This is a genomic window from Phenylobacterium sp. LjRoot225 (assembly GCF_964252855.1).
Taxonomy (GTDB): domain Bacteria; phylum Pseudomonadota; class Alphaproteobacteria; order Caulobacterales; family Caulobacteraceae; genus Phenylobacterium.
On record NZ_CAXUPL020000001.1, the window covers coordinates 820,735 to 832,238 of the forward strand.

Annotated in this window: 10 protein-coding genes; 7 read left to right on the forward strand and 3 right to left on the reverse strand. The window is 67.2% G+C overall.

Annotation, left to right across the window (positions count from 1 at the left end; all coding sequences use genetic code 11):
• The first annotated feature begins 128 nt into the window (after window positions 1–128).
• A complete protein-coding gene (locus tag ACSQ2B_RS03950; RefSeq protein ID WP_436047527.1) occupies window positions 129–1,607 on the forward strand; it encodes an amidase in 1,479 nt (492 codons plus the stop codon).
• A gap of 226 nt (window positions 1,608–1,833) precedes the next feature.
• Window positions 1,834–4,080: a TonB-dependent receptor gene (locus tag ACSQ2B_RS03955; protein WP_436047529.1), complete on the forward strand. Its 2,247-nt coding sequence runs from the start codon at window positions 1,834–1,836 to the stop codon at window positions 4,078–4,080.
• A gap of 84 nt (window positions 4,081–4,164) precedes the next feature.
• On the opposite strand, the gene ACSQ2B_RS03960 is transcribed toward ACSQ2B_RS03955, so the two are convergent.
• Window positions 4,165–4,986 carry a helix-turn-helix transcriptional regulator gene (locus ACSQ2B_RS03960; protein ID WP_436047531.1) on the reverse strand — a complete coding sequence of 274 codons (822 nt, stop codon included), beginning with the start codon at window positions 4,984–4,986 and terminating at the stop codon, window positions 4,165–4,167.
• Window positions 4,987–5,074: 88 nt separating this feature from the next.
• Between ACSQ2B_RS03960 and ACSQ2B_RS03965 the strand changes: the two genes are divergently transcribed.
• Together ACSQ2B_RS03965 and ACSQ2B_RS03970 are read left to right on the forward strand one after the other, a co-directional pair.
• Window positions 5,075–6,511, forward strand: coding sequence for an amidase (locus tag ACSQ2B_RS03965; protein ID WP_436047533.1), 1,437 nt, complete (start codon window positions 5,075–5,077; stop codon window positions 6,509–6,511).
• Window positions 6,512–6,554: 43 nt separating this feature from the next.
• Window positions 6,555–7,994 carry an MFS transporter gene (locus tag ACSQ2B_RS03970; RefSeq protein WP_436047535.1) on the forward strand — a complete coding sequence of 480 codons (1,440 nt, stop codon included), beginning with the start codon at window positions 6,555–6,557 and terminating at the stop codon, window positions 7,992–7,994.
• 4 nt (window positions 7,995–7,998) lie between these two features.
• Here ACSQ2B_RS03970 and ACSQ2B_RS03975 read toward each other — a convergent pair whose 3' ends face one another.
• Entirely contained in the window at window positions 7,999–8,733 is a 735-nt protein-coding gene (locus ACSQ2B_RS03975; RefSeq protein WP_436047537.1) for a helix-turn-helix transcriptional regulator, read from the reverse strand.
• A 379-nt stretch (window positions 8,734–9,112) separates the two neighbouring features.
• On the opposite strand from ACSQ2B_RS03975, the gene ACSQ2B_RS03980 reads away from it, so the two are divergent.
• Both ACSQ2B_RS03980 and ACSQ2B_RS03985 read left to right on the forward strand, forming a co-directional pair.
• Complete coding sequence (locus ACSQ2B_RS03980) at window positions 9,113–9,754, forward strand: carboxymuconolactone decarboxylase family protein (protein ID WP_436047538.1); 642 nt, start codon at window positions 9,113–9,115, stop codon at window positions 9,752–9,754.
• Between the two features lie 304 nt (window positions 9,755–10,058).
• A complete protein-coding gene (locus tag ACSQ2B_RS03985; RefSeq protein WP_436047539.1) occupies window positions 10,059–10,412 on the forward strand; it encodes a hypothetical protein in 354 nt (117 codons plus the stop codon).
• A 12-nt stretch (window positions 10,413–10,424) separates the two neighbouring features.
• On the opposite strand, the gene ACSQ2B_RS03990 is transcribed toward ACSQ2B_RS03985, so the two are convergent.
• A complete protein-coding gene (locus ACSQ2B_RS03990) occupies window positions 10,425–10,709 on the reverse strand; it encodes a DUF2218 domain-containing protein (RefSeq protein WP_436047540.1) in 285 nt (94 codons plus the stop codon).
• A gap of 199 nt (window positions 10,710–10,908) precedes the next feature.
• On the opposite strand from ACSQ2B_RS03990, the gene lptC reads away from it, so the two are divergent.
• On the forward strand, window positions 10,909–11,493 hold the full coding sequence (gene lptC / locus ACSQ2B_RS03995) for an LPS export ABC transporter periplasmic protein LptC (protein ID WP_436047542.1): 585 nt from the start codon (window positions 10,909–10,911) through the stop codon (window positions 11,491–11,493).
• Window positions 11,494–11,504: the final 11 nt, after the last annotated feature.

Here is an 11,504-nt window from a genome sequence, read left to right on the forward strand (position 1 = left end):
GTATGGCGGGTCGCCCCCCGCGTCCTCAGGATTGGCGAGAACTGGCGCCGTACGCCAGCCGCCACGCCACGGAGGGCGACGCATATGATCGAACGGCCGGCCACGATCCACCCGGACGCGTGCTGCTCATGAGTGCGGCGGACGTCGCCAGACAGGCCGCCGGACAGGCGGACGAGGAGCTCGCCTGGACCCCGGCCTGGCGGCTGCGCGAGATGTTCGAAAGGCGCGAGCTTTCGCCCCTGGAGTTCGCGCAGTTCCTGCTCGTCCGCGTCGACCGCTACGCCCACTACGGCGCCTTCATCACCGTCTTTCCCGAGCTGCTGCTCGAACAGGCCAAGGCGGCGACCGAACGCTTCGCCCGCGGCGAGCCGCAAGGGATGCTCGACGGCCTCCCCGTCAGCATCAAGGACACCATCTTCACCAAGGGCTTGCGGACCACGCTGGGATCGCGGGCGTTCGCGGATCTGACGCCGGACACCGACGCGGTGGCGTCCGAACGCCTCAAGGCGGCGAACGCCATCATCTTCGCGAAGAACAACACGCCTGAGTTCGCGCTGAACCGGCGCAGCTTCAACCTGGTCTCGCGCGAGGCGCTCAATCCCTGGGATCGCACCCGCACGTCCGGGGGATCAAGCGGCGGGGCCGGCGTCGCGGCGGCGGCCGGCCTGGGGCCGCTCGCGGTCGGCACCGACGGCGGCGGATCGATCCGCATTCCCGCCTCGTTCAACGGCGTCTTCGGCGTCCTGCCCAGCCGCGGCCGCATCCCGAACGGCGCTGGGCTCTATCATGCGCCGACGTCGGGCATCGGGCCGATGACCCGCGACGTCCGCGATGCCGCGACCCTGTTCCAGGTGATGGCCTGCTGCGACGAGCGCGACGTGCGGACGATGCGCACGCCGCCGCCCGACTATCTCGCCCAACTCGAGGACGGCGTGACCGGCCTGCGCATGGCCTGGTCCGCGGACCTCGGGCGCGTGACCCCGGACGATCCGGCCATTCCGGAACTCTGCCACGAGGTCGCGCAAACCTTCGCCAAGCTGGGCGCCATCTACAGCGAGCCCGACATCCGGCTGGAGGATCCGCACGACTCGATGGAGCTCGATACCGAGTACTCACGCCTCCAGGTCGCGGACTGGTTCCGATCCCTGGTCCCCGACTACCAGGACCTGCTCTCCTGGGCGTGGAGCCTGCCGCCCGAGAAGAAGAAGCTGCTGACCATCTACATTCTCGACCGCAGCGACCGACCGACCGCGCTTGAATATGTGCTCAGCATCCGGCCTGAGGTCCGCTACCGGCCGAAGACACGGCTGTCCGACCTCTTCAAAGACGTCGACATCCTGATGGCGCCGGTGATCGCACGCACCGCCTTCACCTGTGGCGACGAGAGCGTCACCCCCTGGCAGTACACCGCCTACACCCACATCGCGAACGTCTCGGGCTACTGCGCCGCCTCGGTTCCGGCTGGCTTCCACAACGGCATGCCGATCGGCCTGCAGCTGATCGCCCGGCCCGGCGAGGAGCAGCTTCTGTTCCGCGCGGCCCGCGCCCTCGAGCGCGAGCGGCCCTGGTCCCAGGATCGGCCGCCCCTCGAGCCGCCGATAGAATGACCGTGCTCATGGGGCTCGACCACGTCCCGCGGTCGCGGCGTTCAGCGTCTGCCCGCGGAGGGAGGACAACTCAGCCCAAGTGCTGAGAAGCAAGTAAAACGATGGGCTTGCGAATTTGGCAATGCCGAAGGGAGGCCAATGCGGACAGAAGATCGGAAGAATAATTCCGACGACGTCCGACCGATACAGCAACCGCCTTTTCGGCAATCATTGACGGGGGTCACACATGCGAAAATTACTGCTTCTTAGCGTTGCGCCAGCAGCCATTCTGTTTCCGGGTCTCGCGTACGCCCAGGTTTCGGAGCAGAAGCCCGTCGCGGCTGACGACGCTGTCGCCGTCAGCGACATCGTGGTCACGGCGCGCAGGCGCGAAGAACGGCTGCAAGACGTGCCCCTGTCGGTCACCGCCCTCTCCGGCTCGATGCTGGAGCAGCGCGGCGTGGTCTCCGCCATCGACCTCAACACCGTCAGTCCCAATCTGCGCGTCTCGCAGGGGGCCCAGAAATCCTTGCTGCAGATGACCATGCGCGGGCAATCGCTGGGCAACCTCGACGCCAACCTCGATCCTTCGGTCGGCTACTATGTCGACGGCATCTACGTGGCGAAGCTGTCCGGCGCCAACGCCGCCATGGTGGACATCGAGCGCGTCGAGGTGCTGAAGGGACCGCAGGGCACGCTCTTCGGCCGCAATACGCCGGGCGGCGCCCTGGTCGTCACGAGCGCCGATCCCCACCTGAGCGACTTTTCCGGGCGCGCCCAGGCGGTCTACGGTTCGGACGACTTTCGCAGCGGCGAGCTCGTCCTCAACCTGCCGCTGGTCGCCGACAAGATCGGGCTGCGCGCCGCCGGCAAGGTCATGAAGAGCGACGGCTGGGGATATAATCCGACCCGGGACGTCGGCCAGGCGACCGACGACAACTGGTTCGCCCGCATCAAGCTGCGGTTCCGGCCGGTGGAGAACGTCGACGCGGTCCTCGGCTATGAGCGCGTCGAGATCGACGAGCTGAGCGGTCCGCAGCGCCTGGTGGAGGTGTCGCCCGCGCTGACCAGCTACTTTCCCCTCGTGGCGCCGGCGACCGACAAGATCACCAACTATCTCAACACCCCGCGCTTCCTGGAATATGGCGAGTATCCCGCGACCTCGAAGTCGACGGTGGAGATGATCACCGGGCGCGTGACGGTCGAGGGCGACGTGGTGAGCGTTCGGGCGATCACGGGCTATCGCTCGACGGACGTCGAGTTCGGTCTCGATCTCGACCACACGCCCTATGAGCTGATGGACTCCACGGCCATTTACAATTTCAAGCAATGGAGCGGTGAACTCCAGGCGTTCGGGACGACGCTGGACAACCGGCTCGATTTCACGGGCGGGCTCTACTACTTCCGCGAAATCGGCATCTCGGCGGGCCCGACCAATGTGCGTCCGCGCGTCACCCCGACCGCGCCGGGCGGCGCCTATCAGAAGTACGACACCGACTCGGTGTCCGTGTACGGACAGACGGTGTTCCGATTTGCGCCCCGGCTGTCGCTGACGACCGGCCTGCGTTACTCGGTCGACGACAAGTTCGTCGCGGCGAGCCCGGTGAACGCCCTCGGCAAGCCGAACCAGAGCTGCGCGCTCGGCCCTGCGGTCCTTCCGGACGACAGCGTCTGCTACGCGCCCTTCAAGACCTCCCATGACGCCATTCTATATCTGGCGAGCCTCGAGTACCGGCCGACGAGCGACATCATGCTCTACGCCAAGATCGCCAATGGCACGCGCAGCGGCGGCACGAACTCGCGCGCGACCGGCAACAACCCGGCGTCCTTCGCCACCTTCGCCCCCGAAAAGGTGATGGAATATGAGGCCGGGCTGAAATCCGAATTCTGGGACCGGAGGCTGCGGATCAACCTGGCCGCCTTCTATGACGACTACGGCCCGATCCAGCGCAGCGTGACCTTCCTGGACACCACCACGGGACGTCTCAACGGGCGCGTCACGTCCGACGCCCACGCCACGGTCAAGGGGCTCGAGTTCGAAGCCGCCGTCACCCCGGTCAGGGGGCTGACGCTGGGGACCTTCGTCGGGCTGACCGACGCCAAATATTCGGAGTTCATCGATGCGGGCGTCGACCGCTCGGGCGAAGCTTTCCCCTTCACGCCCGACTACACCATGGGACTGAACGCAAGCTACAAGATGCCCGTGGGACCGGGCGACCTGACGATCTCGGCGGACTATTTCCGGTCCGCCAAGGTGATCTCGAACAACAGCGCGATCCGCGCAGGCACCCTCGAGCTCTTGACGCTCCCGGCCTATGACCTTGTGAACGCTCGCGTTTCCTACGCCTTGGACAACGGGCTGCAGCTCGCGGTCTACGGGACGAACCTGTTCGACCGCCACTACGACTCCTCGGCGAGCGACTTCAGCCTTGGCGTCGCCCGCGCCGCCGCGCCGCCGCGCCGGATCTTCGCCGAGGTCACCTACCGCTTCTGATCCCCAGGGCTGAGCGGCCAGCGGCAGGGGCGCCCTTCTCCGGAAAGGCGCCCTTCTCCCTTCTTCTGTCGGCGGCTTACGCCGTCATGACGCCAGGCAGCGAAAGGCCAGTCCGAACAGCTCCGCCTGGCAGCTGATGTTGAGCTTGTCGTAGATATGCCGCCGGTGAACCTTCACGGTCGCCGCCGAGATATCCAGCTTCTCCGCGATGGCGCCCGTGGAATCGCCGTTCAAAATCTGCAGCGCGATATCGACCTCACGCGCCGTGAGCTTGCCGCCGCCGATCAGCTTGCGGACATGGTCGACCTGCCAGTCGCTTTCGCGCCGCCCAGGCTGGCGGCGGAGCGACCGGTCGTGCGCCAGCACGGCAGGGCGGAGGAAGGTGGCGCAACGCACCGCCAGCTCCGTCTCGTCGCCCATCCATTCCGCCTTGCTCAGCAGCAGCAACGCCACCCGCCCGTCGTCGAGCGGCATGATCAGTCGCAGCTCGGACGCAATGCCGAGGTGACGTCGGAAGGCGCGGACGAAGCTCTTCTCGTCAAACGGCGACGCGGCGTCGAAAACCGTCACGGGTTCCGCCAGATAGCGCGCCTCGGCGTAGACGCCCGGCAGGCAGAAATCCTGGAGGTAGCTGAGATAGAGCTCGCAGATCTTCGTATCGAAGATGTTGTGGAACAGCAGCTCTGGAGCCGAGCTGCCCAGGTCGCCGGAGAACAGGGCGATGATCGCCTTGTCGATCTTCAGATAGGTCCGAAGATAGGCGATCACATGGCCGCTGAAGGAACTGCCGCCCACGGCTTCGAGCAGGATTCCGAAGGCCTGGCGCCCCTCCTCCTGGTGGCGGGCGATGATCGGGTCCTTCCGAAGGAGTAACTCGCTGGGAGTATAGGGCACCGTTTCCGCCAACCTATGATCTCCCCCGATCCGGCCCGTCCCGAAAACGTAACAGGGATAGCAGCGCCGGAACAGGAACTTTGGCCCGGGGAGTATCGACATGGGTGAACTGGCCTGGACGCCGGCATGGCGGCTGCGGGAGATGATCGGCCGCAAGGAACTGTCCCCGGTCGAGCTGATGACCGACCTGCTCGCGCGCATCGATCGCCTGCAGCCGGAAATCCATCCCTTCGTGACGATCGACGCCGTGGGCGCCCTGGCCGGCGCGCGCGCCGCCGAGCAGATGGTCATGCGCGGCGAGCCGCTTGGCCCGCTGCATGGCCTTCCCGTCAGCATCAAGGATCTGCTGATCACCAAGGGGCTGCGGACGACGGCCGGATCGCGGCTCTTCGAAAACTTCATCCCGGACGTCGACACCGTCCCCAGCGAGCGGCTGAAGCAGGCGGGCGCGATCGTCTTCGCCAAGACCAATACGCCTGAGTTCGGCCTCAACCGGCGGTCGATCAACCTGGTGGCGGACGAGACCCTGTGCCCCTGGGACCTGGAGCGCAGCTCGGGCGGGTCGAGCGGCGGGTCGGGCTCGGCGGTGGCCGCCGGCCTGGGGGCGATCTCCATCGGCACCGACGGCGGAGGCTCGACGCGCCTGCCTTCGGCCTTCAACGGCCTGGTCGGGCTGCAGCCCAGCCGTGGACGGATTCCGGTCGGACCGAGACTGTTCGATCTTGTCATCGAAGGCATCGGGCCGATGACGCGCGACGTCCGCGACGCGGCGCTGACCCTGCAGGTATTGGCGGGCTACGACGCGCGCGAGCCGTTCTCGCTGCAGACGACGCCGCCCGACTATCTCGGAACCCTCGACGACGGCGTCGGATCGCTGCGCGTCGCCTGGTCGCGGGATTTCGGCTTCATCAAGCCGCATGACGACGAGGTGGTGGACACCATCCACCGCACCGCCCAACTGCTGGGCAGGCAGGCGGCCGCCTATTCCGAACCCGACATCAAGCTGCAGGACGCGCACGACGCGCTCGACCGGGACCCCGAGTTCACCCTCACCAAGGCCGAGGCGGCCTACGCCGGCGTCGAGGGCTTCAAGCCCATCGCAAGGTTCCTGTCGAACATGGCCCGGAACGAGCCCGACAACTGGAGCAAGCTGGCCGTCTACATCCGCGACCGCGCGGATCGGCCGACCGAACTCGAGTACGCCATGTCGATCCCCCCGGCCGTGCGCCAGCGGCCCGCGGCGAAGCTCGCATCCGTCTTCGAGACCTGCGACCTGCTGCTGAGCCCGACGACGTCGCGCACAGCCTTCCTGTGCACCGAGACCGGCATCACGCCGTGGCTCTACACCCAGTACACGATGCTCGCGAACCTGGCGGGCTACTGCGCCATCAACGTTCCCGCCGGCGTTGTCCGCGGCCTGCCCGTGGGCCTGCACATCATGGCGCGCCCGGACCAGGAGCACCTCCTGCTGCGCGCCGCCCGGGTGCTGGAACAGCTGCAGCCCTGGGCCCAGCACAAGCCCCAACTCGCCCTCTGAGCGCCCTTCGTCCTCAAACCGACCCCAGCTGGAGACGCTCGCGATGGATCTGACCGCCGCCGGAAAGCCAACCGCATCGCCAAGGGTGAGCGAGGCGGAATGGAAATCCTCCGAATGGGCGATCATCACGACCCTCGCCTTCGTCGCCATCGCCGGCACCGGGTCGAGCGCCATCATCTACGCCGCCACGCCGATGCTGAGTTCGGTCTTCACCGACCCGAAGGTCATCGGCTGGATGAGCTCGATCTACTTCATCGTCGGCGCGATCGCCGCGGGCCTGTGCGGCGGCATCGGCGACCTCTACGGTCGTCGCGCCACCTTGATCTGGGTCCTGCTGCTGGTCTCCGTCGCCGGGGTCGTGGCGGGCTTGCAGTCCGACCCCAATCTGGTGGTGGCCGCCCATGCCGTGCAGGGACTGGGCGTCGCCGTGCCGACGCTGAACATCGGCCTGATCCGCGAGCACGTCTCGCCCAAGCGCGTTCCGATGGCGATCGCCGTCGTGACGACCGCGACCACCGCCTCGGCCGGTCTCTTCTTCATGCTGTCCGGCTATGTCTTGGACTACCACAGCTGGCGGTACATCTTCTGGTTCGGCCCCCTGCTGCTGGTTCCCGCCGTGCTTTTCCTGATGGCGGTGGTCCCCGGTTCGCGTCCGGCGCAGGCGCCGCGGGCCATCCCCTTCCTCAACGGCGTGCTGTTCGGCCTGGCCGCGCTCTTCCTGATGCTGGGCATCGGCGAGCTGAGCCAGGGCGGCCTGGCGCTCGCGCCCGTCGGATGGCTGATCGCAGGCGCGGTCTTCATCGCCGGCTGGGTCTTCCATTCGCTGCGCACGCCGACGCCCATGGTCGACGTCCGGCTGCTCCAGCAACCGGGGCTGGCCGCGATCATCGTCGTCTACGCCCTGCTGTCGCTCAGCCTGATGCACTTCGGCCATGTGATCCTCTTCATCGGCAAGGCGGCGGCGCATGACGGCTATGGCGCCGGGCTCTCCAGCACGGTGGTCGCCGCCATCATGGCGCCGCAGGGCTTCCTGGGATTGCTGACGGGCCCGCTCGCCGGCTTCGCCGTCCAACGGTTCGGCCACTACAAGGTCTTCCTCGCCTGCCTTTGCACGGCGGCGATCCCCTATTTCCTGCTGCTGGCGGTCGACCACGCCTTCGTGACGCTGCTGATGGTGGTGTTGATCAGCGGCTTCGTCACCGGCGCCCTGATGCCGGGCTTCCGCATCGCCCTTCAGGAGGAGGTCGACGAAGCGCGAGCGAGCTCGGCCATGGGCCTGGCCGAACTGTCGCGCGCCCTTTGCATGGGCGTCGGCGCCCAAATCGTCGCGGCCGCCCTCGCCAGCAAAACCGTTGGTCCAGGCGAGGCTGCGGGACTCGATCCCACACGGTTCACCCTCCTGATGGTCGGCTTCCTGGCCTTGATCGCCCTGGCGGCCGGCATCTACGCCCGGTTCGGAAGCCGGCAGGGCAAGATCGCCTGAGCGGCTACAGCCGCTCGCCCTGCATCAGCGCGGTGAAGGCGAAGCCGAACAGCTCCGACTGTGATTTGACGCCCAGCTTCTGATTGAGGTGCTTGCGGTGCACCTTGACGGTGTTCTCGGAGATGGCGAGCCGCATGGCGACCGCCAAGGTGGAATGGCCGAAGAGGATCATCGCGGCGATCTCGCTTTCCCGTCGGGTCAGCCCCCTGGTCTCGAAGGCCTGGGCCAGCCGGCTTTCGTTCGACGGCGGCGCGACCTCATTCCAGTTCTGGACGCGCGCATGGCAGCGGTCGTGCGCGATGATCACCGAATGAAGCAGCGACAGGCTTCGCTTCGCGAGCTCCAGCTCCTGCGGCCCCCAGGTCGCGCCGTGCGACACCCGGCCCAGAAAGACCATGAAGGCGCGATCACCCTGCAAGCGGGTGATCACCCGCATCTCCTCAGTCAGGCGCGCCTCGCGCAGATGGCGCGACGTCGCGTGTTCCGCGCCGTCCGCCTGCACGATCGCGAATTCCGGCGCGCCGCCTGAGGCTGGGTCAGCGCGCGCCGCCGCCGGGGCCTGCGCCGCGGCAAGGCGCGCATATTCCGGATCGTGTCCCTTGGCGTCCACGACCGTCGCGTCGCGAACAGCCGACATCGAGACCACTGCGATCCGGTCCGACGGCAGCACCAGATGGAGGTATTCCAGAAGGACCTTGTCGAAATCAGCGCTGCCGATCGCGCTGAGAAGATCCTTCACCGCAGTCCGGCAGGATTCTCGAAATCGCCATTCGTCCGCCGAACGAACCAGAGTGGCGCCGCGCACGATGATTACGCTGTGCTCGGATCATGCTGCATTCGCGAAAGCTATCAGGCGCACGAGCGCGAACAAGGCCGCGTGGAAGCCGCGCCGACGGACGGACCATTTGCGCTCAAATTGAAGGCAAGAGGAGCAGCGGCCTGTTGGCTCGCGTCACATCGGGTCCCGGCCCGGGTCTGACGGGATCCAATCGAGTGACGGAAATCCCTATCAACCGCCCTTCCCGGCCGTCGCCCTGTCCCTAGACCCGAGTGCGAGGCTATGATCACCCAAAGGCCGTGAGACGGGCCTTGTCGCAAAACAACGGAAGGGGAGACGAATGGACGGATCGCTCATCGACAGGCGCAGCGGTTGCGACCGAGAGGCGATCGCCGCGCGGACGGCCGAGATCAACGGCATGCCGCAGCGGATCGAACCTCTCGCCTCGGAGGAGCTGAGCGCGGAGTCGCGGGACCTGATTCACCGCCTCGGCGCTTCGGTCGGCACGACCGGCGACCGCGAGAACACCGAATACTTCCGGACCATGCTCAAGCATCCCGAGCTCTTCCGCCGTCAACTCGAGATGGGCCTGGCCCTTTTCACCGGCAGGCTTCCGCCGCGCGAGCGTGAACTGGCCGTGCTGCGCATCGCCTGGCTGATGCAGGCCCCCTACGAGTGGGGCGAGCACGTCCTGATCGGCAAGCGCTGCGGGCTGACGCCGGAAGAGATCGAGCGGGTGGTCCAGGGGGCCGGCGCGCCGGGCTGGAGCGAAGCCGACGCGGCGATCCTCTGCGGCGTCGAGGAGCTGCTCTCGAGGCAGGCGATCTCCGACGGAACCTGGGCCACGCTCGCCAAGACCTGGGACGAACCCCAGTTGATCGAATTTTCGATCATGGTCGGCCAGTATGTCGCCACCGCCATGGTGCAGAACGCCCTGCGCATGCGCCTGACCGGTGAGAATCCGGGCCTCACCCACCGCTGAGGCACACGCCAGGAACGAAATGCGCCTCGCGGCGATTCAATAGAGCTGAGGTGGGTCGGCTCGGTTCGAGCTCACCTCGGGCAGGTAATCGAGGTTTGATTTGAAATTCGGCGCTCACCTTCTCGCGGCGACTTGCGTGTTCTGGATGTCGGGGATCGCCCATGCCCAGCCTTCTTCCGGCTCGTCCACAGCGCCTTCCGCGCCTCCAGCGCAGCCTGCCCAGCCCGCGCAGCCGGAGAGCGCGACCCGCCGTTTCGGGAATGAGGCAGTCGGCATCGTCAGCCAGCCGGCGCGCGACGTCGGGATGAGCCGCTCCGAAATACCGCCCGCGCTGGTGAAGGCCAGCCAGGATCCCTACGGCCTCACAGGCTTGAGGACCTGTCGGCAGCTGGCCAGCGCCATGAAGGACCTCAACCAGGTCCTCGGCCCCGACTTCCAGCGTGACACCAAATACCGCGAGAACCGAATGGCCAAGCTCGCCCAGGCCGGCGGCAAGACCGTGGTCAACTCCTTCATCCCATTCCGCGGGCTGGTGCGGGAAGTGACGGGCGCCGCGCCGGCGGATCGGAAGATGAATGCGGCCATCGACGCCGGCTACGCGCGGCGGGGCTTCCTGCGCGGCGTGCACGCGACCCGCAACTGTCGCCCGCGCCTCTGAGGCCGCGACCGCTCACGCGGACCAGTTGAACGGCAGCGGCGCTTCGCGGAAGGCGAACCGGTCGAGATGGGCAGCGACCACGCCCCGCATCCGTTCGGCGGTTTCGGCGTCCGGAGCTTCGACGGTGACGGTCAGCCCGTCGGGATCGGCCTCCATGCTCGCCACGGCGTTGGGAAACCGGACGACGCCCTTGTGGTCGGAAAGCTCGACCTCGAGCTTGTGGGCCCAGTGTTTGCAGAGCTGCTGCAGATATTTGGCGCCCGACGCCGTCGGCACGCGAGCCTGTGTCGTGACCATGATCAGGACCTTTCGATATGGCTCGCCATCTGGTCGATGAGACCGGCGACGTCCAGGGTATTTAGATATATCTAGTAACGAACTAGGCAAGGGAGCCACCCGATTTTTTCGCCGAACCTTTTCAACTTCGGGCGGCGCGGCGGGGAAACGTCCGGCGGTGGTGGCGTCGGACGGCGCGGCGCGCTAGCAAGTCGGTCCGATGACCGCCTCCGAGGTTCCTGCCGTTCGCCGTCCGCGTCCGCCGCTGATCGCGATCCTGCGCATCCTGCTGCCGGCCGTCGCCGGAGCCGTTCTGCTGGCCGTGATCGTGGCGGTCGCGTCCAGCGGCCTGCGCAATATCGCCGGCGCCGCCTCCACGACGCGCCCGATCGAGCTGGTCGGCCCGCGGCTGATCGGCGCGGACAGCAAGCAGCGCCCCTTCGTGATCACCGCCACGTCCGCCGAGCGCGAGGACGGCAGCGGCCGAATCCGCTTGAACAGTCCGGTGCTGATGCGCGACCAGGGGGGCGCCGACGAGATGCGAGTCACCGCGGCGAAGGGCGTCTACGACGAGACCGCCGGGCGGCTCGAGCTCACGGGCGACGTCCGGCTGGCGGGGCCCAGCGGCGCCTTCGCGACGCCGTCGGCGGTCTATGACGCCAAGTCCGGCGAGGTCCTCGGCGCCGGCGGGGTGAAGGCCGCCAGCGGCGCCAACCAGCTTCAGGCCGGCTCGGTCTCCGTCAAGGACAAGGGCAAGTCGGTCATCTACAAGGGCGGCGTCCACACGCGCCTCAACGTCAAATAGCGTCAGGAGCC

What these genes read in the sequence shown, in the direction of transcription:
- ACSQ2B_RS03985 (WP_436047539.1), top strand. Translation starts at nt 10,059, where the DNA reads ATGAGCCGCTCCGAAATACCGCCCGCGCTGGTGAAGGCCAGCCAGGAT.
- ACSQ2B_RS03950 (WP_436047527.1), top strand. Translation starts at nt 129, where the DNA reads ATGAGTGCGGCGGACGTCGCCAGACAGGCCGCCGGACAGGCGGACGAG.
- ACSQ2B_RS03990 (WP_436047540.1), bottom strand. Translation starts at nt 10,709, where the DNA reads ATGGTCACGACACAGGCTCGCGTGCCGACGGCGTCGGGCGCCAAATAT.
- ACSQ2B_RS03965 (WP_436047533.1), top strand. Translation starts at nt 5,075, where the DNA reads ATGGGTGAACTGGCCTGGACGCCGGCATGGCGGCTGCGGGAGATGATC.
- lptC (WP_436047542.1), top strand. Translation starts at nt 10,909, where the DNA reads ATGACCGCCTCCGAGGTTCCTGCCGTTCGCCGTCCGCGTCCGCCGCTG.
- ACSQ2B_RS03955 (WP_436047529.1), top strand. Translation starts at nt 1,834, where the DNA reads ATGCGAAAATTACTGCTTCTTAGCGTTGCGCCAGCAGCCATTCTGTTT.
- ACSQ2B_RS03980 (WP_436047538.1), top strand. Translation starts at nt 9,113, where the DNA reads ATGGACGGATCGCTCATCGACAGGCGCAGCGGTTGCGACCGAGAGGCG.
- ACSQ2B_RS03970 (WP_436047535.1), top strand. Translation starts at nt 6,555, where the DNA reads ATGGATCTGACCGCCGCCGGAAAGCCAACCGCATCGCCAAGGGTGAGC.